The 23390-nt window shown below is 72.1% G+C and carries 16 protein-coding genes and 1 pseudogene; 10 read left to right on the plus strand and 7 right to left on the minus strand.

Translation table 11 applies throughout. The features are described from left to right. The first annotated feature begins 5 nt into the window (after positions 1–5). Positions 6–248 (plus strand): hypothetical protein, encoded by a 243-nt coding sequence (locus ACIOFR_RS12770; RefSeq protein ID WP_400995622.1) that lies wholly within the window; start codon positions 6–8, stop codon positions 246–248. 91 nt (positions 249–339) lie between these two features. Here ACIOFR_RS12770 and ACIOFR_RS12775 read toward each other — a convergent pair whose 3' ends face one another. After that, positions 340–1905, minus strand: coding sequence for an MDR family MFS transporter (locus ACIOFR_RS12775; protein ID WP_400995625.1), 1566 nt, complete (start codon positions 1903–1905; stop codon positions 340–342). A 163-nt stretch (positions 1906–2068) separates the two neighbouring features. Between ACIOFR_RS12775 and ACIOFR_RS12780 the strand changes: the two genes are divergently transcribed. Beyond that, positions 2069–3100 (plus strand): DUF3533 domain-containing protein, encoded by a 1032-nt coding sequence (locus tag ACIOFR_RS12780; RefSeq protein ID WP_400995627.1) that lies wholly within the window; start codon positions 2069–2071, stop codon positions 3098–3100. On the opposite strand, the gene ACIOFR_RS12785 is transcribed toward ACIOFR_RS12780, so the two are convergent. The 4 genes and pseudogenes from ACIOFR_RS12785 to ACIOFR_RS12800 all read right to left on the minus strand — a co-directional run bounded on the left by ACIOFR_RS12785 (position 3090) and on the right by ACIOFR_RS12800 (position 8049). Further along, a complete protein-coding gene (locus tag ACIOFR_RS12785) occupies positions 3090–3620 on the minus strand; it encodes a GtrA family protein (RefSeq protein WP_400995629.1) in 531 nt (176 codons plus the stop codon). The genes ACIOFR_RS12780 and ACIOFR_RS12785 overlap by 11 nt on opposite strands. Positions 3621–3665: 45 nt before the next feature. Then, a pseudogene (locus ACIOFR_RS12790) lies at positions 3666–4583 on the minus strand (hypothetical protein); the annotation flags it as partial. Positions 4584–4738: 155 nt separating this feature from the next. Then, positions 4739–7186: an endopeptidase La gene (gene lon / locus ACIOFR_RS12795; protein ID WP_400995632.1), complete on the minus strand. Its 2448-nt coding sequence runs from the start codon at positions 7184–7186 to the stop codon at positions 4739–4741. Positions 7187–7326: 140 nt separating this feature from the next. After that, positions 7327–8049 carry a rhomboid-like protein gene (locus tag ACIOFR_RS12800; RefSeq protein ID WP_400995634.1) on the minus strand — a complete coding sequence of 241 codons (723 nt, stop codon included), beginning with the start codon at positions 8047–8049 and terminating at the stop codon, positions 7327–7329. A gap of 565 nt (positions 8050–8614) precedes the next feature. Between ACIOFR_RS12800 and ACIOFR_RS12805 the strand changes: the two genes are divergently transcribed. From ACIOFR_RS12805 to ACIOFR_RS12835, 7 genes are all read left to right on the plus strand, one after another. Next, the gene (locus tag ACIOFR_RS12805; protein WP_400995636.1) at positions 8615–9340 is read left to right on the plus strand and encodes a response regulator transcription factor; all 726 of its coding nucleotides are present in this window, start codon (positions 8615–8617) and stop codon (positions 9338–9340) included. A 101-nt stretch (positions 9341–9441) separates the two neighbouring features. After that, positions 9442–10584, plus strand: a complete 1143-nt coding sequence (locus tag ACIOFR_RS12810; protein ID WP_400995638.1) for a sensor histidine kinase — start codon at positions 9442–9444, stop codon at positions 10582–10584. Between the two features lie 311 nt (positions 10585–10895). Further along, the gene (locus tag ACIOFR_RS12815; protein ID WP_400995640.1) at positions 10896–14645 is read left to right on the plus strand and encodes a multifunctional oxoglutarate decarboxylase/oxoglutarate dehydrogenase thiamine pyrophosphate-binding subunit/dihydrolipoyllysine-residue succinyltransferase subunit; all 3750 of its coding nucleotides are present in this window, start codon (positions 10896–10898) and stop codon (positions 14643–14645) included. A 271-nt stretch (positions 14646–14916) separates the two neighbouring features. After that, positions 14917–16878 (plus strand): protein kinase, encoded by a 1962-nt coding sequence (locus tag ACIOFR_RS12820; protein WP_400995643.1) that lies wholly within the window; start codon positions 14917–14919, stop codon positions 16876–16878. A 51-nt stretch (positions 16879–16929) separates the two neighbouring features. Then, positions 16930–17109, plus strand: coding sequence for a DUF6104 family protein (locus tag ACIOFR_RS12825; protein WP_400995646.1), 180 nt, complete (start codon positions 16930–16932; stop codon positions 17107–17109). 150 nt (positions 17110–17259) lie between these two features. Beyond that, the gene (locus ACIOFR_RS12830) at positions 17260–18156 is read left to right on the plus strand and encodes a DUF4097 family beta strand repeat-containing protein (protein ID WP_400995649.1); all 897 of its coding nucleotides are present in this window, start codon (positions 17260–17262) and stop codon (positions 18154–18156) included. 1 nt (position 18157) lies between these two features. Next, the gene (locus ACIOFR_RS12835) at positions 18158–19183 is read left to right on the plus strand and encodes a helix-turn-helix transcriptional regulator (RefSeq protein ID WP_400995652.1); all 1026 of its coding nucleotides are present in this window, start codon (positions 18158–18160) and stop codon (positions 19181–19183) included. A gap of 81 nt (positions 19184–19264) precedes the next feature. On the opposite strand, the gene ACIOFR_RS12840 is transcribed toward ACIOFR_RS12835, so the two are convergent. Further along, positions 19265–20227: a zinc-binding dehydrogenase gene (locus ACIOFR_RS12840; protein ID WP_400995654.1), complete on the minus strand. Its 963-nt coding sequence runs from the start codon at positions 20225–20227 to the stop codon at positions 19265–19267. Between the two features lie 105 nt (positions 20228–20332). Continuing rightward, positions 20333–21529 (minus strand): NADP-dependent malic enzyme, encoded by a 1197-nt coding sequence (locus ACIOFR_RS12845; protein WP_400995657.1) that lies wholly within the window; start codon positions 21527–21529, stop codon positions 20333–20335. Between the two features lie 695 nt (positions 21530–22224). On the opposite strand from ACIOFR_RS12845, the gene ACIOFR_RS12850 reads away from it, so the two are divergent. After that, positions 22225–23142 carry an ABC transporter substrate-binding protein gene (locus ACIOFR_RS12850; protein WP_400995660.1) on the plus strand — a complete coding sequence of 306 codons (918 nt, stop codon included), beginning with the start codon at positions 22225–22227 and terminating at the stop codon, positions 23140–23142. Positions 23143–23390 lie beyond the last annotated feature (248 nt).

A 23390-nucleotide genomic window follows, 5' to 3' on the forward strand; every position in this document is an offset into this window, starting at 1 on the left:
CAGTCATGAGCATCAAGTGGGCCGCACTCGGCCAGACCGCGGGCTTCAGCCTGCTGATCACCCTCGCGGTGGTCGTCGTCTTCGCCCTCGGCAATCTCGCGCTCTCCCGCCGGGAGGCCGCGCTGGAGGCCCGGCAGGCCGGCACCCCCGGGGCCGGCAGCGGCAACCTGGCGCTGGCCGGGGCCGGCGTCTGCTTCGCCGCCTGCGCGGGCGTGGTGCTGTACGGGATCTCGCTGATCGCGGGCTGATCCCCCCGTCGCCGCCAGGGCCTGTCCGACAGGCCCTACGCCGAAGGGCCCTCGGAGCCGTTGCTCCGAGGGCCCTTCGGCCTGCCGGGGGTCAGTCCGCGAACAGCTCCGTGGCGGGCCGGGCGGCGGGCTCCGCGGCCGCGTCGTGGGTGGTGCGCAGCGGCACCTCGCGGATCAGGAGCACCACCAGGAAGGCGATCAGCGCGAACGGCGCGGCGACCAGGAACACCAGGCCGACCCCGTGCCCGAAGGCGTCGGTGACCAGCGGCACCAGGGGCGCGGGCAGCCGGTGCAGGTCCGGGATCTGACCGCCGCCGAGGGCGGCGCCCGGGCCCGGCACGACGTGCGCGGCGGCGAGGTTCTGTGCGAGGTAGTGCGAGACCCGGTCGGCGAGCAGGGCGCCGAGCGCGGAGACGCCCATCGCGCCGCCCATGGTGCGGAAGAAGGTGACCACCGAGCTGGCGGCGCCCAGTTCGTTCCTGGGCACGGTGTTCTGCACGGCCAGGACGAGGTTCTGGGTGGTCAGGCCGAGCCCTAGGCCGGTCAGCGCCATGTACGCGGCCAGCGCCCCGTAGCCGGTGTCAGCGCGGACGGTGCCGAGCAGACCGAAGCCGACGGCGAGCAGCAGCGCGCCGGCCACCAGGTAGGCCTTCCAGCGGCCGTACCTGGTGATCAGCCGGCCGGCCACCGTGGAGGAGATCGCCAGGCCGAGGATCATCGGCAGGGTGAGCAGCCCGGCCATGGTCGGCGACTCCTCCTTGGCCAGCTGGAAGTACTGGCTGAGGAAGGTGGTCGCACCGTACATGCCGACGCCGATCAGCACGCTGGCGACCGAGACCAGGGCGACGGTGCGGTGCCGGAACAGGTCGAGCGGGATGACCGGTTCGGCGGCCCGGCGTTCGACCCGGACGAACAGCACGGCCAGTGCGAGCCCGCCGCCGACCATCGCGGCGGTCTGCCAGGACAGCCAGGCGTAGTCCTTGCCGGCCAGGCTGATCCAGATCATCAGCAGGCTGACCGAGGCGGTGATCAGCAGCGCGCCGAGGTAGTCGATCCGCACCCGGCGGCGGGGCGCCTCGGGCAGGTGCAGGGTCCGCTGGAGCACCAGGATGGCGATCAGTGAGAACGGGATGCCCACGTAGAAGCACCAGCGCCAGCCGAGCCAGTCGGTGTCCACGATGACACCGCCGATCAGCGGGCCGCCGATGGTGGCGAGGGCGAAAACCGCGCCGAAGTAGCCGCTGTAGCGGCCGCGCTCGCGGGGCGGGACCATCGCGGCGAGGCAGATCTGGGCGAGGGCGGTGACGCCGCCGGCGCCGACGCCCTGGAGCACCCGGCAGGCGATCAGCTCGCCGGTGTTCTGGGAGAGCCCGGCCAGCGCCGAGGAGACGATGTAGATCACCAGGGCGATCTGGACCAGGAGCTTCTTGCTGACCAGGTCGGAGAGCTTGCCCCAGATCGGGGTGGAGGCGGTGAGGGAGAGCAGCGCCGCGGTGATCACCCAGGTGTAGGCGGACTCGCCGCCGTGCAGGTCGGTGAGGATCCGCGGCAGCGCGTTGGAGACGACGGTCGAGGAGAGCACGGCCACGAAGAGGCCGAGCAGCAGGCCGGAGAGGGCTTCGAGGACCTGTCGGTGGGACATGGGGGTCGTCGGCATACGGATCCTTCGACGGGAGTTTTGTTGCGTTTAGCAACCATACGGAGAAAAGGTTGAGTAAGGCAACTTTTTCCGCTCCCGACCCCCCTGGCGACACATCCCCGAAACTACTTCATGATATGAAGTATCCATCCGCTTTGTCCCGCCACCCAAGGAGCATGCGATGGCTGAGCCCGCATCAGGTTTCCTCGCCGAACTCAAGGACGCGGTGACACCCCGGGCCGCCCTGCTGGTGATCGGCGTCCTCCTGCTCCAGCTCGGCTTCATCACCTCCTACGTGGGTGCCCTGCACCACCCGGCGCCGCACCAGCTGTCGATCGCGGTGGTCGCCCCACCGCAGGTCGCCCCCAAGCTGGTGGCCGGCCTGGACTCGGTCCCCGACGACGCCGTCCGGAGCTCCACCGCGGCGGACCGGGCCGCCGCCGAGGAGCTGATCAGGGACCAGAGGATCTACGCCGCCTGGATCTTCGACCCGGCCGGCACCCGGGACACCCTGCTGGTCGCCGACGCCCGCGGCCCGGCCGCCGCCCGCGCCGCCGAGGAGATCGTCACCCGGGTCGAGCAGACCCAGAACCGCACCGTCGCCGTCGAGGACGTCGTCCCGCTGGCGGCCGGTGACGCCGAGGGTCTGTCCTCCTTCTACCTGGTGATCGGCTGGTGCGTCGGCGGCTACCTGGTCGCCTCGATCCTCGGCATCAGCGCCGGCGCCCGGCCGGCCAACACCCACCGGGCACTGATCCGGCTCGGCACGCTCGCGGTCTACTCGGTCGCGGCCGGGGTCGGCGGCGCACTGATCATCGGCCCGGTGCTGAACGCCCTGCCGGGCTCCACCTGGGCCCTGGTGGGCCTCGGCTCGCTGGTGGTGTTCGCGGTCGGTGCGATCACCATGGCGATGGAGTGCCTGTTCGGCATCGTCGGCATCGGCCTCGCGGTGCTGGTGTTCGTGGTCCTCGGCAACCCCAGCGCCGGCGGGGTGTTCCCGCCGCCGCTGATGCCGCCGTTCTGGCGGGCGATCGGCGCCTGGATCCCGAACGGCGCCGGCACCGACGTGGCCCGCTCGATCGCCTACTTCGGTTCCACCAACATCGCCGTGCCGCTGCTGGTCCTGGCCGTCTGGGCGGTGGTCGGCGTGGCCGTCACCCTGCTCGCGGTGGTGCGCCGGCCGGGGGCCCGGCCGGAGGCCGTCACGGCCTGACGCGCACCCGCTGGGCGGTGGACGGCTCCGGACTGACCCTGGCCGAGAGCCGGGTGAAGACGAAGCGGTTCATCGCCCAGTAGCGGAAGATCATCGCCAGGAAGGTCCCGAGGATCATGCCGCTGACGAAGTCGGCGACCTCCTCGGCCAGCGGGCCCACGCCGGGCTCGCGCAGGTCCAGGACGTACCGGGAGACCACCAGCGGCAGGTCGTTCACCACGATCGCCAGCGCGCTCACCACGCAGTACAGGAGGGCCTCGCGCTGGCGCCCGGCGGCCCGGAACGACCACTGCCGGTTCAGCACGTACGACACGACCGTCGCCACCATGGTCGCCACGGTCAGCGCGATCACCGGCTTGGACGCCAGCACGGTCAGCCGCAGGCCGTAGTTCATCGTCGTGGCCAGGACGAAGCACGTACCGCCCACCACCAGGAACTTCACCAGCTTGCGGTGTTTCACCAGGAACGGGCGGTACCGCTTCGGCACTCGGGCCAGGGCTCGCTGGGTCGGTGACGGCACCCCGGCAGTATCGCACGTCACACCCCGGGGGCCGGGGCGGGCGGCTCAGCCCCCGGTGATCCGCAGCACGCCGGTGGTGGTGCCCTGGAGCACCACCCGGCCCGGCGCGATCGACCCGACCATCTGCAGGGTGTCGAAGAGGAATCCGCTGCCCAGCCACCGGGTGCGCACCACCGCGCCGGTCTCCGGGTCGATCTCGGCGTAGGAGTAGGGGTCGAGCAGCGAGGTCGCCGTGGTCCCGGGGACGACCGGGTCGCGCAGCACGGTGTGGATCAGCCCGTCCGCGGTGGAGAGCCGGGGCACGGCCGCCGAGCGCACCCGGTTGTCCCACGCCAGGTCGCAGCCCGAGCCGTCGGCGCGGACGTCCACCCGGCTGAGGCCGCCGCGGAAGGCGTCCGAGGCCGGCACGCTGGGGCCCGCTCCCTCCGGCAGCTTCGGGTACGGGTAGCCGTAGGTGCTCGCGACGAACACGGTGGTGCCGGCGGCGATCGGCGAGTTCTCGCTGCCGCTGCCGCCGGAGGTGAGCACGGGCACCGAGCAGACCTGCTCACCGGTGCCCGTCCGGTAGACCAGCAGGTGCACGGTGGGGGCCGCGTTGTCGACGATCGTCAGGTAGTCGCCGCCGGTGCGCGGCCCGAAGAAGGTCGGGGTGGAGCCGGTGCCCCAGCTGAGCTGCCCGGGCTTGCGCCCCGGCCCCCGGTCGTACGGCTGCCGCCAGGCGATCCGCGGAGTGCCGTCCGCGCCGGCGGTGAGCAGGTAGGTGGCGTGGGTGGTGGAGACGGCGGTGCCGGCCGGCGCGGTGGAGATGGAGTTGGCGATCTGCTCGCCGGCCGGCAGGGCCAGTGCGCGGACGGTGCCGGTCCGGTCGTCGGCGGTGCCGACCACCCCGTGGCCGGTGGCGAACCAGACCCGCCCCTGCCAGTCCGGGGAGAGGCCGGTGACGGCGTCGCCCTCCGGCACCGCGGCGGTCGACGTCGAGTCGACGGCTCAGGTGCGCGTGGCGGTGCATACCGCCAGCCTCCCTTTCTGACGGCCCGTCTCACAAGAGCCGTCTCACCCTGCGGGCGCACGACCGCGGGGGCGCCGGCTGCCGCCGGCGCCCCCGGGCAGACCCTCCGTCAGGCGGCCACCAGCACCTCGGCCGGCTCCAGGGCCAGCTTCAGCACCTCCCGGACGTCGGAGACCGGATGCACCGTCAGCCGTTCCAGCACCTCGGCCGGGACCTCGTCCAGGTCCGGCTCGTTGCGCCTGGGGATGATCACCGTGGTGATCCCGGCCCGGTCGGCGGCGAGCAACTTCTGCTTCACCCCGCCGATCGGCAGCACCCGTCCGGTCAGCGAGACCTCGCCGGTCATCGCGACGTCCGTGCGCACCTTGCGGCCCGACAGCAGCGAGGCCAGCGCGGTGGTCATGGTGATGCCCGCGCTGGGCCCGTCCTTGGGGACGGCGCCGGCCGGCACGTGCAGGTGGATGCCCTGCTCGCGCAGCCCGGTGACCGGCAGTTCCAGTTCGGCGCCGCGCGAGCGCAGGAAGGAGAGCGCGATGTGCGCGGACTCCTTCATCACGTCGCCCAGCTGCCCGGTGAGGGTCAGTCCGGTCGAGCCGGTCACCGCGTCGGCCAGCGAGGCCTCGATGTAGAGGACGTCGCCGCCCGCACCGGTGACGGCCAGTCCGGTGGCCACGCCCGGGACGGCGGTGCGCCGCTCGGCCGGCTCCTGGGCCGACTCGGGGACGTGGTGCGGCCGGCCGATCAGCGCCCGCAGGTCGTCCGGGCCGATCGCGACCGGCAACTCGCGCTCGCCCAGCTCGCTCTGCGCCGCGACCTTGCGCAGGATCCGGGCGATCGAGCGCTCCAGGTTCCGCACGCCCGCCTCGCGGGTGTACTCGCCCGCCAGGCGGCGCAGCGCGCCCTCGCCGACGGCGGCCTCCTCCGGGGTGAGCCCGGCCTTCTCCAGTTGCCTGGGCAGCAGGTGGTCGCGGGCGATGACGACCTTCTCGTCCTCGGTGTAGCCGTCCAGCCGGACCAGCTCCATCCGGTCGAGCAGCGGCTCGGGGATGGCCTCCAGCACGTTGGCGGTGGCGAGGAAGACCACGTCGGAGAGGTCAAGCTCGACCTCCAGGTAGTGGTCGCGGAAGGTGTGGTTCTGCGCCGGGTCCAGCACCTCCAGCAGGGCCGCGGCCGGGTCGCCCCGGTAGTCCGAGCCGACCTTGTCGATCTCGTCCAGCAGCACCACCGGGTTCATCGACCCGGCCTCCTTGACCGCCCGGACGATCCGGCCGGGGATGGCCCCGACGTAGGTGCGGCGGTGGCCGCGGATCTCCGCCTCGTCGCGGACGCCGCCGAGCGCGACCCGGACGAAGGAGCGGCCCATCGCGCGGGCCACGGACTCGCCCAGCGAGGTCTTGCCGACGCCGGGCGGGCCGACCAGGGCCAGTACCGCGCCGCCCGCCCGTCGCCCGTCGCCGCCCTCGGTCGGGGCGGTGCGCGCCGCCCCGTCCGCTCCGGGGCCGCCGGTCCGGCCGAGCCCCTGGTCGGCCCGGCGCTTGCGGACGGCCAGGTACTCGACGATCCGGTCCTTCACGTCGGCGAGGCCGGCGTGGTCGGCGTCCAGCACGGCGCGGGCACCCGCGATGTCGTAGGCGTCCTCGGTGCGCTCGTTCCAGGGCAGCTCCAGGACGGTGTCCAGCCAGGTGCGGATCCAGGAGCCCTCGGGCGACTGGTCGGAGGAGCGCTCCAGCTTGTCGACCTCCTTGAGCGCGGCCTCCCGCACCTTGCCGGGCAGGTCGGCGGCCTCCACCCGGGCCCGGTAGTCGTCCTCCTCGTCGGCGGGGTCGCCGTTCAGCTCGGCCAGCTCCTTGCGGACGGCCTCCAGCTGACGGCGCAGCAGGAACTCCTTCTGCTGCTTGGCGACCCCCTCCTCGACGTCCTTGCGGATGGTGTCGTTGACCTCCTCCTCGGCGAGGTGGTCGCGCAGCAAGGTCAGCGCGTACTCCAGGCGGGCCACCTGGTCCGACTCCAGCAGCACCTTGAGCTTCTGCTCGACGGTGGCGAAGGGGGCGTAGCCGATGTTGTCCGCGAGCTCGCCGACGTCGTCGATCTGGGCGACCCGGTCGACGATCTGCCAGGCGCCGCGCTTGCGCAGCCACTGGGTGGACAGCGCCTTGTACTCCCTGACCAGTTCGGCGGCGCGACCGGCCACCGGGAGGCCGGGGTCGGACTCGCGGAAGGGGGTGGTCTCCACCCACAGCGCGGCGCCGGGCCCGGTGGTGCCGGAGCCGATCCGCACCCGTCGGACGGCCCGGACCAGGGCGGCCGGATCGCCGTCGGCCAGCCGCCCGACCTGCTCGACGGTGGCCAGGGTGCCGACCGCGCCGTACGAGCCGTCCAGTCGCGGCACCAGCAGCACCTGCGGTTTGCCCGCCCCGCGCGCGCCGGCCCGGGCGGCCTCGACGGCCGCGCGCACCTCGGTGTCGGAGAGGTCGAGCGGGACGACCATGCCGGGAAGCACGACCTCGTCGTCGAGCGGCAGCACGGGCAGAGTGAGCGGAGTGGACGTCGATGCCATGATCTCTCCCCAGTCAGCGAAGTTGAGTTGACCTGACTAAGGTTTGGCGCGAGCCGATTGTTCCCCGCCCGATGTTCGCCCTGAGCGATCGGCGGGAGAGCGGGCGGACGTGGAGCTGGAGTAGAAGGGGGACCCGGCGGTCAGACTTCGGAGCGCGCGGGGGCAGTGCGCCGGGTCGGCCAGACGCGCGCCCACAGCGGCTCCGTCCGCAGGCCCGGGCCGCGGCGCAGCCGGCCCCACAGTGCGATGCCGACCAGCAGCGCGACCGGGTGGCCGACTCCGGTGACCAGGTCGTGGTCGGTGAGCAGCTGGTTGCCGACGAGTGCGCCGGCGACGCCCAGCGCGACCACCCGGCCCGCCGCGGGCAGCAGCCCGGCGAGGGCGCCGAGGCTGGTCAGCACGCCGTAGCTGACACCGATGTCCAGCGCGTCCAGCGCGTCCGTCCCGAGACTCCCGCCGGCCACCGCGGCGACCACGACCGCCTGGGAGACCAGGGTGGCCGTGACGTGCCCGGCGGCGAACACCGCGGCGGCCCGCAGCCCGCCGACCCGGCGTTCCAGCGGGGCGACGGTGGCGAGGAAGGCCCAGAAGTACGGCATCCACACCGGCCCGGCCACCCACGCCCCGCTCAGCAGCAGGGCGGAGACCGGGCGGACGAGCAGGTTGTGGGCGTCGCTGCTGGAGGCCGCCTGGAGCCGCTGGACCAGATCGGGGTCGCCGAAGCGCGCGAACAGCGTGGTGCCGAGCAGCAGGGCGAGGTAGCCGAACGCGAAGGGGTTGCGCACCGGGGTGGGCAGCAGGCGCAGCAGGGCGCGGCAGCGGTCGGCGCCGGTCACGGCGGAGCGGCCGTCGGTGTCCGTCATCGCGCCTCCGTCCGCGGGCCGGTCGTCCTACTCCCCCTCAACGCCCGTTCGAGCGCCGGTGATCCCACCGAAGACTTGTCGTGGTCACGATACGTCGACTCCCTGGGAGTCCGCTGGGGATCCGCTGAGAATTCATCAGGTCCCGGCCGCCGGGCCGCCGCCGCACTGGTACGGACCAACCCTCTGTTTACGGACGAGTAGCTTCCCGCCCCGGACTGATCATCCGATTGGACGGCATACGTACCGTCATGGGGGTGGATTTCGGCCGGGTAAGGTATCGCCCCGTGCCCGGTCCGGTTCCGGACCGGTTCCGGCCCGTGGGCCGGAAATGTCCGGTCCACCTGCCGAAACGGGCACGGTGTCCGTACCCTGCGTGGAGTACGGAGAGGTACGACGGCCCACACGGCGTACCACCCGCTCCCGCACCTTCGGCGGAAGGGTGCACGGCGGATCCGGCAACCCGGGCGAAGCCCAGACGGAAACAAGACGACTACGAGCGGAGCCCCGCCACCCCCACAGGTGGCCGGCCCGCAGCCCTGGGGGCGGTGGCGTGACCGTGACAGAAATGCAGCAAGAGAACACCGGCAGCAACCCGGTGGGCACTCAGCGACGAGTACTCGTCGTCGAGGACGAGCCCACCATCGCCGAATCCATCGCCGCCCGGCTGGGCGCCGAGGGGTTCAAGGTCGCCGTGGCCCACGACGGCCCCGGCGCGGTGGACGGCTTCCACACCTGGCAGCCCGACCTCGTCGTGCTCGACATCATGCTTCCCGGCTTCGACGGCCTGGAGGTCTGCCGCCGGATCCAGGCCCAGCGCCCGGTGCCGGTCCTCATGCTGACCGCACGCGACGACGAGACCGACCTGCTGGTCGGCCTCGGGGTCGGCGCGGACGACTACATGACCAAGCCGTTCTCGATGCGCGAGCTGGCGGCCCGGGTCAACGTGCTGCTGCGCCGCGTGGAGCGCGCCCAGCAGGCGGCCAGGACGCCGGCCCTCGGCAGCCTGCGCTTCGGCGAGCTGGAGATCGACCACGTCCAGCGCCGGGTGCGGCTCGGCGCGGGCGACGTCCACCTGACGCCGACCGAGTTCGACCTGCTGGCCTGCCTGGCCGCGCAGCCGCGCGCGGTGCTCACCCGCGAGCAGCTGCTCGCCGAGGTCTGGGACTGGACGGACGCCTCGGGCACCCGCACGGTCGACAGCCACGTCAAGGCGCTGCGCCGCAAGATCGGTGCCAGCTGGATCCGCACGGTGCACGGCGTCGGGTACGCCCTGGAGGCACCGCTCTCCTAGTCGGCCGCGCCGACGACTTGGGCCACCGGGGGGCCCAGGTCGTACTGTCGCGCCCGGCGGACCTCCGCACCCGCGCGGTGCGGGACGACGTCAGGGACACCATGACCTTTCCACAGCAACGCAGCGGGGACGCCAAGGCCGCCCCGCCCCCCAACCTGGCCACCCGCGCCGTCCTGAGGGTCTGGGCCGACATCCGGCCGCTCGACCCGGTCCGCTCGATCAAGGGCAAGCTGGCCCTGCTGGTGATCGTCTCCGTGGTGCTGGCCACCGGGATGGTCGTGGTCGCGATCCGGTCCGAGACCCAGATCCGCATCATCATGATCTTCTCGATCATCGCCTCGCTGCTGTTCATGCAGTTCCTGGCCCACGGCCTGACCGCGCCGCTGCGCGACATGACCGCGGCCGCCCGGGCGATGGCCGACGGCGACTACAGCGCCCGGGTGCACGTCGCCTCCCGCGACGAGATCGGCGAGCTGGCCGCCACCTTCAACCGGATGGCCGGCGACCTGGAGGCGGCCGACCGGCACCGCCGCGAGCTGATCGCCAACGTCTCGCACGAGCTGCGCACGCCCATCGCCGCGTTGCGCGCCGTGCTGGAGAACGTGGTGGACGGGGTGGTCCAGCCCAGTCCCACCACCCTCGGTGCCGCGCTGGAGCAGACCGAACGACTCGGCCGCCTGGTCACCCATCTGCTCGACCTGTCCAAGCTCGACGACGGGGTCGTCCCGCTGGACGCCCGCCCGTTCGAGGTCCAGCCGTTCCTGGACGGGGTGCTGCGCGGGGTGACCGTCGACGGCGCGACCGCGGGCGGCGCCTACGGCCGGCGCGGCGACCTGCGGCTGCGGCTGGACGTGAAGCCCGGCGGGCTGAGCGCCGTGGCCGACCCGGAGCGACTGCACCAGGTGGTCGCCAACCTGGTCGACAACGCCTGCAAGCACTCCCCCGCCGGTGGCACGGTGACCGTCCGGGCCCGTCCCGGCGAGGCGCCGGGCGCCCTGCTGCTGACCGTCGAGGACCAGGGCCCGGGGATCCGGGTCGAGGACCGCGAGCGGGTGTTCGAACGCTTCGGGCGGGCCGGCAGCGCCACCGCCCAGGGCCCGGGCAGCGACGGCGGCACCGGACTGGGGCTGGCGATCGCGCGCTGGGCGGTCGATCTGCACGGCGGCGAGATCCGGGTGGCCGAGGCCAACCGCGGCTGCCGGATCGAGGTCACCCTGCCGGGTGAGGCGCGGGTGCCGGCCTGACGTCCGCACGCCGCCTCCGCAGGGTTGTCACAGAACTGGGACACAGCGGGCGCGGGGCCCGGTCGGATCCGCCCACTCCGGGCCTGAACTGGGTTTTTGTCCGACTTGATGACAGTATGGACGGGTGAATGGTGTGCTCGAGTTCCCATACTTGACGGGTTTCTAACGCACACATTCGGCCAAATTGCAGCTCGGCACTGTGATCTGGGCGACGCCTGGCCCCCGGGGACTGCGCGATCACTGGTCAGGGGCGTAGCCTTAATCCCCGCTGTCCACCATCCCAAAAGGAAGCGGAAGAGGGCGGTTGCCCCGTGTCGCCACACCCAGAAACCCCCAGCAGCTCGGCAAGCTCCACTGGCTTCGGCCCCAATGAGTGGCTCGTCGACGAGATCTACCAGCAGTACCTCCAGGATCCCAACTCGGTCGACCGAGCCTGGTGGGACTTTTTCGCCGACTACAAGCCCGGTACCGAGGTGACTTCAGTGACCCAGGCCGCAACCCCGGTCGGCCCCACGCCGACCACCGTTGCCGCTCCCGCTGCCCCTGCCGCTGCCGTTCCGGTCGCGTCCGCCCCCGCTGCCCCGGCCGTCGCGCCGGTCCAGCCGGCGCCCGCGCCCGTCGCCGCAGCCCCCGCCGCGCCGCCGGCGCCGAAAGCCGCACCGCCGGCCCAGGCCGCCGCTCCGGCCGCCGACGGGCCCGAGCTCGTCCCGCTGCGTGGCCCGGCCAAGGCCGTCGCCACCAACATGGACGCCTCGCTGGAGGTCCCGACCGCGACGTCGGTGCGCGCCGTTCCGGCCAAGCTGCTGATCGACAACCGCATCGTCATCAACAACCACCTGCAGCGCGCCCGCGGTGGCAAGGTCTCCTTCACGCACCTGATCGGTTACGCCCTGGTCCAGGCCATCAAGGCCAGCCCGGGCATGAACCACAGCTACCAGATCAAGGACGGCAAGCCGTTCCTGGTGAAGCCGGCCCACGTGAACCTGGGCCTGGCCATCGACCTGGTGAAGCCCAACGGCGACCGCCAGCTCGTGGTCGCGGCGATCAAGAAGGCCGAGACCCTCGACTTCTTCGGCTTCTGGCAGGCCTACGAGGACATCGTCCGCCGGGCCCGCGCCAACAAGCTGACGATGGACGACTTCACCGGCGTCACCGTCTCGCTGACGAACCCCGGCGGCATCGGCACCGTGCACTCCGTGCCGCGCCTGATGCAGAACCAGGGCACCATCGTCGGCGTCGGCGCGATGGAGTACCCGGCCGAGTTCCAGGGCTCCTCCCAGGAGACCCTGGCCCGCCTGGGCATCTCCAAGACCATGACGCTCACCTCGACCTACGACCACCGGGTCATCCAGGGCGCGGCGTCCGGCGAGTTCCTGCGCACGATCCACCAGCTGCTGCTGGGCGGGCACGACTTCTACGACGAGGTCTTCGAGTCCCTGCGGATCCCGTACGAGCCGGTGCGCTGGGCGACCGACGTCGCCACCACCCACGACGACGAGGTCAACAAGACCGCGCGCGTCATGGAGCTGATCCACGCGTACCGTGTGCGCGGCCACCTGATGGCCGACACCGACCCGCTGGAGTACAAGCAGCGCAAGCACCCCGACCTGGACGTCGTCCAGCACGGCCTCACCCTGTGGGACCTGGAGCGGGAGTTCGCGGTCGGCGGCTTCGGCGGCCAGCGCATGATGAAGCTGCGCGACATCCTCGGCCTGCTGCGCAACACGTACTGCCGCACCGTCGGCATCGAGTACATGCACATCCAGGACCCGAAGCAGCGCAAGTGGCTGCAGGAGCGCCTGGAGAAGCCGTACTCGAAGCCCGAGCGCGAGGAGCAGCTGCGCATCCTGCGCCGGCTGAACTCGGCGGAGGCGTTCGAGACCTTCCTGCAGACCAAGTACGTCGGCCAGAAGCGCTTCTCGCTGGAGGGCGGTGAGTCGCTGATCCCGCTGCTGGACGCGACCATCGACGCCGCCGCCGAGCACCGTCTGGACGAGGCCGTCATCGGCATGGCCCACCGTGGCCGCCTCAACGTGCTGGCGAACATCGTCGGCAAGCCGTACTCCCGGATCTTCGGCGAGTTCGAGGGCAACCTCGACCCGAAGTCCATGCACGGCTCCGGTGACGTCAAGTACCACCTGGGCGCCGACGGCACCTTCACCGGCCTGGACGGCGAGACCATCAAGGTGTCGCTCGCCGCGAACCCGTCCCACCTGGAGACGGTCGACCCGGTCGTCGAGGGCATCGTCCGCGCCAAGCAGGACGTCCTGGACCAGGGCGGCACCTCCTTCCCGGTGCTGCCGATCCAGATCCACGGCGACGCGGCCTTCGCGGGCCAGGGCGTGGTGGCCGAGACGCTGAACATGTCCCAGCTGCGCGGCTACCGCACCGGTGGCACCATCCACCTGGTCGTCAACAACCAGGTCGGCTTCACCGCCGCCCCGGCCAGCAGCCGTTCGTCGATGTACTGCACCGACGTGGCGCGGATGATCGAGGCCCCGATCTTCCACGTGAACGGCGACGACCCGGAGGCCGTGGTCCGCGTCGCGCGGCTCGCCTTCGAGTTCCGCCAGACGTTCCACAAGGACGTCGTGATCGACCTCATCTGCTACCGCCGCCGCGGTCACAACGAGGCCGACAACCCGTCGTTCACCCAGCCGCTGATGTACGACCTGATCGACAAGAAGCGTTCGGTGCGCAAGCTGTACACCGAGGGCCTGATCGGTCGCGGCGACATCACCATGGAAGAGGCGGAGCAGGCGCTCCAGGACTTCCAGGGCCAGCTGGAGAAGGTCTTCTCCGAGGTCCGTCAGGCCGCCGGCGCGCAGCAGCCCGCCACCAACGGCAAGCCGGTCGCCGACTTCCCGGTCAACATCCAGACCGCGATCTCCGAGGAGACCGTCAAGCGGATCGCAGCCTCGCAGGTCAACCTGCCGGACTGGCTGACCGTCCACCCGCGCCTGCTGCCGCAGCTGCAGCGCCGCGCGGCCTCGGTCGAGGACAACACCATCGACTGGGCCACCGGCGAGACCCTCGCCATCGGCTCGCTGCTGATGGAGGGCCACCCGGTCCGCCTCGCCGGCCAGGACAGCCGCCGCGGCACCTTCGGCCAGCGCCACGCGGTCCTGATCGACCGCAACAGCGGCGAGGACTACACCCCGCTGCTGTACCTGACCGAGGACCAGGCCCGCTACACCGTCTACGACAGCCTGCTGTCGGAGTACGCGGCGATGGGCTTCGAGTACGGCTACTCGCTGACCCGCCCGAACGCGCTGGTCATGTGGGAGGCGCAGTTCGGCGACTTCGTCAACGGCGCGCAGACCATGGTGGACGAGTACATCGCGTCCGCCGAGCAGAAGTGGGGCCAGCACTCCGGCGTCACCCTGCTGCTGCCGCACGGCTACGAGGGCCAGGGCCCGGACCACTCGTCCGCCCGCCCGGAGCGCTTCCTCCAGATGTGCGCGCAGGACAACATGACGGTCGCGATGCCGACCTCGCCGTCGAACTACTTCCACCTCCTGCGGTGGCAGGTCCACAACCCGCACCACAAGCCGCTGATCGTCTTCACCCCGAAGTCGATGCTGCGTCTGAAGGCGGCGGCCTCGGCGACCTCGGAGTTCACCTCCGGCTCGTTCCGCCCGGTGATCGGGGACCACTCGGTCGACCCGGCGAACGTCCGCAAGGTGGTGATCACCTCCGGCAAGTTCTACTACGACCTGGAGGCGTCCCGCACCGAGCGCGGGGTCACCGACACCGCGATCGTCCGGGTCGAGCGGCTCTACCCGCTGCCGGTGGCCGAGCTCCAGGAGGAGCTGGGCCGGTACGGCGAGGACGTCCAGTTCATCTGGGCGCAGGAGGAGCCGGCCAACCAGGGTGCGTGGCCGTTCATCGCGATGAACCTGGTGGACCACCTCCAGGTCGTCGTCGGCCGCAGCGCCAACGGCGGCGCCGCCCGCCTGCGGCGGGTCGCCCGCCCGGCCTCGTCGGCCCCGGCGGTCGGCTCGGCCAAGCGGCACGCCGCCGAGCAGCAGGCCCTGCTCGACGAGGTGTTCAGCCTCTGAACGGCTGACGCCTGATCAGTACGGCCCGGGCCCGGGCCCCGCTCCGGCGGGGTCCGGGCCCGCGTGCGTCCCGGGACGGCCGGGGCCGGCCCGGCCGCGGCCCGGACGCCGCGCGATCGGAGCATCCGTCAAGGCCACAGCTCTGCAACCAAATCGGCAACTCGCCGGGACGTCGACCTGACGCACCGATAGGTTGGGCCCGCACGCTGCCCCCCGTGCCCGCACCGGGCGGCGGCGAGGACGACTTCCGAGCCCAGGGGGACAGCACCGTATGACTGCCGACACGCCGCGGGACTCCGCCGCGCCACTTCCGCCGATCTTCCAGCCGCTGCACCCCGAGGACCCGCGGGAGGTCGGCGGCTACCGCCTGTTCGCCCGGCTGGGCGCGGGCGGCATGGGCCGGGTCTACCTCTCGTACACCCCGGGCGGCCGGCCGGTGGCGCTGAAGGTGGTCCGTCCGGAGTTCGCCGAGGACGCGGAGTTCCGCCGCCGGTTCGCCCAGGAGGTGACCAACGCGCAGCGGATCCACGGCCTGTACACCGCCCAGGTGATCGACTCCGGGCTGGACGCCGACGCGCCGTGGCTGGTCACCGCGTACGTTCCGGGGCCCTCGTTGCAGCAGGTGATCCGGGAGCACGGCGCGCTGCCGGTGCGGACGGTGCTGCTGCTGATCGGAGGCATCGCCGAGGCCCTGCAGGCGATCCACAGCGTCGAGGTGGTGCACCGCGACCTCAAGCCGGCCAACGTGCTGATCGCGGGTGACGGCCCGCGCGTGATCGACTTCGGGATCGCCCGCGCGGCCGACGCCACGGCGCTGACCGGCACCGGGTTCCGGATCGGCTCACCCGCCTTCATGTCCCCCGAGCAGGCGCAGGGCAAGCCGGTCACCCCCGCCACCGACGTCTTCGCGCTCGGCGCGCTCGCCGCGTACGTCGCGGGCGGCACCCCGCCCTTCGGCGAGGGCCCGGAGACGGCGGTGCTCTACCGGGTGGTGCACGAGGAGCCCGTCCTGGACGGCGTCCCGGAGGGGCTGCGCGAGCTGCTGGCCCGCTGCCTCGCCAAGCTGCCGGAGGACCGCCCGCGGCCGGTCGAGATCATCGAGGCCGCCCGCAACCACCCGGCGGTCGGCGGCCAGCTGCGGTTCGCCGACGACTGGCTGCCCCGGCAGATCAACACCGAGATCACCCGCCGCTCGGACCTGCCGAGGACCCCGCCGACCCCGCTGCCGGTCCCGCCCGCCGCGCCGCCGGCGCCGCCGACCCTGCCGCCGACCGCGCCCACGCTCGCCCCGACGGCGCACCAGACGGCGCACCAGGGCCCGCACCCGACCGCGGCCACCGCCGCGTACACCGCCCCGGCCGGGCCGGTCGCCCCGCCGCAGCCGGCCGCCGGCGCCTTCGGTCCGCCGCTCGGCGCGTTCGGTCCGCCGCAGCCGGCCGCCGAGACGCCGACCGGCCCGACGCCGACCGTCCAGCTGCACCAGCAGCCGTCCTTCGACACCCCGCCGCCCGGGCCGGTGGTGCCGCCGGCCCGGGCGGCCGACCCGGAGCCCCGCCGCAAGGGGGTCTCCTGGAAGGCGCTGCTGACGGTCGCCCTGGTGATGGCGCTCGGCGGCACCGTCGGCGGGGTGGTGCTGATGAACAAGCTGAACGACAAGGGCGGTTCCTCGAACACCGCCGCGCAGGGCGGCTCCGGGGCGGCCACCCCCGCGGCCCAGAGCCCGTCCCCGCGGAGCGCCACCAGCCCGTCCTCGCAGGACGGGATCGGGAGCGTCACCTCCCCCTCGCCCAAGGCGAAGGCCAGCGCCGGCGCGAGCGACGCCGCCTCCGCCTCCCCCTCGCGGCCGGCCAAGTACACGATGGTGTACGAGAACCGCGAGCTCTCCAGCCCCGACTCCAGCCACAGCTTCGACCTGGCCAACGGCAACGTGGTGCCGGACTCCGCGTCGCCGACCTGGGCCCTGTCGCCCTCCTACGACGACTTCGACTGGTCGTCCGGGACGAGCGACGTCTACATCACCCGGGAGCAGTCGCTGGCCCCCGAGGCCTGCTCGGCGGCGATCGACCAGCACCCGGCGGCCGACCTGAAGTACGACGACCTGCCGCCCGGCCGGATCTTCTGCCTGCGCAACCGGGCCAACGGCGGCGTGGTGGTCGGCAAGGTGGTGGAGCAGGGCAACAAGAGCACCGGCGCGGTGAAGGTCTCGTTCACCTACTACCGCAACGACAGCTGACCGACCCCGACTATCCTGACCTGGTCAGATCCCACCGGACCGGAGCGCACCGTGTACTTCACCGACCGCGGCATCGAGGAACTGCAGAGCCGGCGCGGCGACGAGGAGGTCACCTTCGAGTGGCTGGCCGAGCGCCTGCGCGAGTTCGTCGACCTCAACCCGGACTTCGAGATCCCGGTCGAGCGGCTGGCCACCTGGCTGGCCAGGCTCGACGACGAGGACGACGAGTGAGTGGCTGAGCCGCTGACGAACGGCCCGGGAGGCAACCGCCTCCCGGGCCGTTCGCGTGTCCGTGGGCGGAACCGCTTGACTTCGCCGATTCGCGATATATCGTGTTGAACAGAGGAACGCGATACATCGCGAACGGGAGGCGGGACGGAAATGGCCCAGTGGACGATCGGTGAGCCCGACGAGATCGGCTTCGACGAGACGGTCAGGACCCTGCACGTACGACTGGTCGGCGGCGCGGTCAAGGTGGTCGCCACGGACGGTCCGGCGCTGCTGGAGGTGACCGAGGTCAGCGGGGAGCCGCTGCTGGTCACCCTGGAGGACGGCGTGCTGACGGTGGCCTACAAGGACCTCGGCTGGCACGACTTCGGCGAGACGGTGAAGTCGGTGCAGTCGGTCAAGGAGTTCTTCGGCTCGCTGCGCCGCGGGCGCCGGGCGGAGGTCACGCTGGCCGTGCCGGCCGGCACCGAGGTCAAGGTCGGCACGGTCTCCGCCGAGGCCACCGTCTCCGGGATCAGCGGCGGGGTCGGCGCCCACAGCGCGAGCGGCGGCGCCACCCTGGTCGGCCTGACCGGCAGGGTGCTGGCCAACACCGTCTCCGGCGACGTGACCGCCCAGCGGGTGGCCGGCGAGCTCAAGGTCAACACCGTCTCCGGGGCGATCACCCTGGTGGCCGGCGCCGCCGAGCGGATCCTCGCCAACTCGGTCAGCGGCGCGGTCACCCTCGACCTGGACGTGGCCACCCCGACCGACATCAAGGTCACCACGGTCAGCGGCCAGGTCGGCGTCCGGCTGCCCTCGGTCGCCGACGCCAAGGTGGAGGCCGGCTCCACCAGCGGAGACGTCTCCAGCACCTTCGAGGAGCTCAAGGTCACCGGCGGTTGGGGCGCCAAGCGGCTCTCCGGCCAGCTCGGATCCGGCACCGGCAAGCTCCAGGTCACCTCCGTCTCCGGCCCGGTGACGGTGCTCCGGCGGCCCGAGGGCGAGGACGACCGCCCCGAGCCGGTCAAGGAGCTCCCGACCGGCCCCGACCTGACGAAGGAGGTCTGAGATGACCCCGGTCTTCGGCCACGGCCGACTGCGCCTGTACCTGCTCAAGCTGCTCGACGAGTCGCCGCGCCACGGCTACGAGGTGATCCGCCTGCTGGAGGAGCGCTTCCAGGGCCTGTACGCGCCCTCGGCCGGCACGGTCTACCCGCGGCTGGCCAAGCTGGAGAAGGAGGGCCTGGTCACCCACAGCACCGAGGGCGGCCGCAAGGTCTACCGGCTCACCGACGCGGGCCGCCAGGAGCTGGCCGACCGTCAGCCCGAGCTCGCCGAGCTGGAGGTGGAGATCGTGGAGTCGGTCTCCCAGCTGGCCGACGCCATCCGCGAGGACGTCCGGGACAACGCCAAGGACCTCCGCGAGGAGCTCTGGGGCGAGGCCAAGCAGGCCGCCGGCAAGGCCGCTCCGGGCGGCGACCCGTGGGCCGGGCCCTGGGGGGACCGTGAGTCCTGGCAGCGCGCCAAGGAGGAGTTCGCCCAGTTCAAGTCCCAGGCCAAGGAGCAGGCCAAGCGCGCCAAGGAGCAGGAGCGGGCCGCGAAGGAGAAGGCCCGGGCCGCCGAGCAGGAGGCCCGCCGGCTGCGCGAGCAGTCCCGGGCCGCCCGCAGTGCGGCGCAGCAGGAGGCGCTGCGGCTCAAGCGGCGGGTGGAGCAGCAGGTCCGCGAGCACACCGCCCGCGGCGACTGGTCGACCGGGCTCGCCGAGGGCCTGGCCGAGCTGACCAAGGGTCTGTCCTCGCTGGCGGACGCGGCCCGCTGGGGCGGCCAGTCGGAGGGCGAGGAGGTCCGGGTCACCAGGATCGACCTGGACAAGGACGCCGACGGGGCCGGGCCGGCCACCACCGAGCTGCCCGGCTGGGCCCGTACCGACCCGGCCGGCGATCCGGCCCGCGAGCTGGAGCGCCTGCTGGACCGCTTCCGCGACCGGGTGCGCGACGCGGCCCGCGACGGCCGGGGCGTGACGCCGACTCAACTCGCCGATTCCCAGGCGGTGCTGGCCTCGGCGGCCGAACGGATCCACCGCCTCCTCGGCTGACGGACCGTCGGCGGAGCGGAACGCGGGGTGTCTCCCGGCCCGGGGCCGGCTGGCACCCCGCGTCCGCGCGCGGGGCCGGACTCAGGGGGTGAGGACGATCTTTCCGAAGACGTCGCCCTCGGCCAGCCGGACGAAACCGTCCCGGGCCTCGGCCAGCGGCAGCACGCTGTCGATCACCGGGCGGATCCCGGCCGTGGCGCAGAGCGAGAGCAGTCCGGCCAGCTCCTCCTTGGTCCCCATGGTCGAGCCGACCACCCTGAGCTCCAGGAAGAAGATCCGGTTCAGCTCGGTGGCCGTGGGGTTGGCGCCCGAGGTCGCGCCGGAGATGACGATCGTGCCGCCGGGCCGCAGCGACTTCACCGAGTGCGACCAGGTCGCCGCACCCACCGTCTCCATCACCGCGTCGACCCGCTCGGGCAGCCGGGCGCCGCTCTCGAAGGCGGCGTCCGCGCCGAGCGCGACCGCGCGGGCCCGCTTGGCCTCGTCCCGCCCGGTGACCCAGACCCGCAGGCCGGCGGCCTTGGCGAGGACGACCAGCGCGGTCGAGACGCCGCCGCCGGCGCCCTGGACGAGCACGGTGTCGCCGGGCTTGACGCCGGCGTTGGTGAAGAGCATCCGATAGGCCGTCAGCCAGGCGGTGGGCAGGCAGGCGGCCTCCTCGAAGCTGAGGCCGGCCGGCTTGGGGAGCAGGTTCCAGGTCGGCACCGCGACCTTCTGGGCGAAGGTTCCCTGGTAACGCTCGGTCAGGATCGAACGAGGCTCACCGGGGCCGACCCCGTGGCCGCTCTGGCCGATCACCGAGTGCAGGACCACTTCGTTGCCGTGCTCGTCGACGCCCGCGGCGTCGCAGCCGAGGATCATCGGCAGCCGCTCGGCGGGCAGTCCGACCCCGCGCAGCGACCACAGGTCGTGGTGGTTGAGGGTGGCGGCCTTGACGGTCACCACGCTCCAGCCCTCGCGGGCCTCGGGTTCCGGGAGGTCCCCGAGTACGAGGCCGCCGAGCGGGTCGGCGGGGTCGATTCGGGCGGCGTAGGCAGCGAACATGATCCGGACGATAGCCGCGACGGCCGGGGCCCGGAACCACGCGGAGGTGTGAGCTGCACCGCGTGTCCGTTCCCCGGCCGTCCGCCGGTCATCCGTGGAGCGGGGTCACAGACGGGCGACGCCCTCGGCCCGGGCCGCCTCGGCGACGGCCTTGGTGACGGCCGGTGCGACCCGCTGGTCGAACGGCGAGGGGATGACCTTCTGCGCCGTCAGCTCGTCGGCGACCACTGCGGCCAGGGCCTTGGCGGCGGCCAGCTTCATGCCCTCGGTGATCCGGGTGGCCCGGACCTGGAGCGCGCCGGCGAAGATGCCGGGGAAGGCGAGCACGTTGTTGATCTGGTTCGGGAAGTCGGAGCGCCCGGTGGCGACCACGGCCGCGTACTTGTGCGCGACCTCGGGGTGGATCTCCGGGGTGGGGTTGGCCATCGCGAAGATGAAGCAGCCCTCGGCCATGGTGGCCACGGCGTCCTCCGGGACGGTGCCGCCGGAGACGCCGATGAACACGTCGGCGCCCTTGAGCGCGTCGTTGAGGGTGCCCTTGACGCCGGTCCGGTTGGTCAGCACGGCGATCTCGGCCTTGACGTCGGTCAGGTCGCCACGGCCCTCGTGGACCACACCGCGCCGGTCGCAGACCGCCACGTCGCCGATGCCGGCGGCGACCAGCATCTTGGCGATCGCGATGCCGGCGGCGCCGGCGCCGGAGATGACGGCGCGCAGGCTGCCGATCTCCCGGCCGGTCACCTTGGCCGCGTTCCAGAGCGCGGCGGTGGTGACGATCGCGGTGCCGTGCTGGTCGTCGTGGAAGATCGGGATGTCCAGCGCGTCCTGCAGCCGGCGCTCGATCTCGAAGCAGCGCGGGGCGGAGATGTCCTCCAGGTTGACGCCGCCGAAGGAGGGGGCGAGCCGGACCACGGTCTCGACGATCTCGTCCACCTCGGTGCAGGCCAGCGCGATCGGCACCGCGTCCACGCCGCCGAACTGCTTGAACAGGATCGCCTTGCCCTCCATCACGGGCAGGGAGGCCTCCGGGCCGATGTCGCCGAGGCCGAGCACGGCGGTGCCGTCGGTGACGACCGCGACCACGTTCGACTTCCAGGTGTAGTCGTTGACCAGCTCGGGCTGCTCGGCGATGGCGGTGCAGACCTTGGCCACACCGGGGGTGTAGGCCAGGGACAGGTCGTCCGCGTCGCGGACCGGGACGGTCGCCCGGATCTCCATCTTGCCGCCACGGTGGAGGGCGAAGACGGCGTCGACGGGATCGACGGTGTCCTGGGTGTTGGGGTGGATGATCTCCGCTGCCACGATGACCTCTTCGTCATGATCAGGCGAGGGCACGGCCGACGGTCGCACGATCCGGCCGGATGACGGAAAACCCGGGTACGCGGGGGGCGTACCCGGTGGCCGGGTCGGGGCGCGGCCGTCGGGCGGCGCCCTCGGATGAGGGTTTCTTGTGTTCTGCGCTGTTCTTCCGGGAGTACCCAGGCGTCACCAGCCGGAGCCGGGAAGGTGACAGACACCGCTTGAGCCTAGGTCGGGCGAAGGCACCGCACCTGTGCCTTTTCGTCCTTGTCACGCTCTGTTCACGGCCTCACGGCCACTTGACGGCACCCGGATCTCGGAAGAACCCGGGATGCCAGTGACGGCAACACCTGCCCAGCGCGCGCACCCGTAGGAGTGAACGCAGACACGGAGGGGAGTCGGTGCCTCGGATCCAGAGTCGACGTCCTCGACTTCCGGTCCTGTGCACCCCGGTCCTGTCGCGAACCGGCGGTCTGTGTTCGTTCGAACTTCGGGGGTCACCCGATACCGGATTCTGACACACCCGAGACCTGGTCCATCAAGGTGGGATGGCAGGATCTGCGAAATCGACCACCGGGACCGGACGGTCGCGCTCCCCCCTCGGGCGGCATCCGAGCGCGCGCCCGCCACCGCCGGCGCACACCCGCGCAACCCGGTGGGACGGCACCACTCCCTCTCCCACAGGAGGAGCAGCTCCCATGCACCACAGTGCCCGCATACCCGGCCGTCTCGGCCGGACCGGCGCTTTCCTCACCATCGGTTCCCTGCTGGTCACCGGCTGCGGTTCGGTCGGCGGCGGTGCCCCCGCCGAGGAGGTCCTGCACGACCGGCTCCCGGACTCGGTCAAGGCCTCCGGCGTGCTGAAGATCGGCTCGGACCTGAACTACGCCCCGGTGGAGTTCAAGGGCGCCGACGGACAGCCGACCGGCCTCGACCCCGAGCTGGCGGAAGCCATCGGCAAGGAGCTCAAGGTGAAGGTCGAATTCCTCGACACCGGCTTCGAGAAGCTGGTCCCCGGGCTCCAGTCCAAGCAGTTCGACATGGCCATGTCGGCGATCACCGACAACCGTCAGCGGCGTGACGGCACCGACGACAGCGGCCAGCAGATCAGCCCCGGTGTCGATTTCGTGGACTACTTCATGGCCGGTACCTCGATCCTGGTGGCGAAGGGCAACCCGAAGAGCATCAAGTCCCTGGACGACCTGTGCGGGCAGACCGTCGCGGTGCAGCGCGGGACCACCCAGGCGGACATCGCCCAGCGCCAGACCGGCGCCTGCGACAAGGGCAAGAAGCCCCTGGTCATCAAGTTGACCGACACCGACGCGGAGGCCCTGGCGATGGTCGCCTCGGGCAAGGCCGCAGCGGACATGAACGACTTCCCGGTGGCCGCCTACACCGTCCAGAAGGGCGTCAACGGCGCCCAGTTCGACGTGGCAGGACAGCAGCTCCAGCCGAACCCGTACGGGATCGCGGTCGCCAAGGACAACACCCAGCTGCGCGACACGCTGGTCAAGGCGGTCAACCGGATCATCCGCAGCGGCGAGTACGACAAGATCCTCGCCAAGTGGGACCTCAAGGACGGCGCGGCGCAGAACGCCGTGGTCAACGGCGGCTGAGTCATGTCCCGGCCGGGGTGCTCGCCTTGCGCACTCCGGTCTGCATACTTATACACAGGGTGACAGGGGCTCGGTATTCGTCCGAATAGCGGACATTGAGGTGCCTCGTTATCCGATTTTGATCTGTAGAGGCGCCCGTTCACCGGAACTCAGTGGCAGGATTCCCCCCAACTCGGTCGCAACGGCCCTCTCCCAGCCCTAGCTGCCGAAAGGCGTCACCAAGCCGAGGAAGTCGATCACTTTCGTCC

Origin of the sequence: Kitasatospora sp. NPDC088346, from assembly GCF_044740765.1 — a bacterium.
Taxonomy (GTDB): domain Bacteria; phylum Actinomycetota; class Actinomycetes; order Streptomycetales; family Streptomycetaceae; genus Kitasatospora.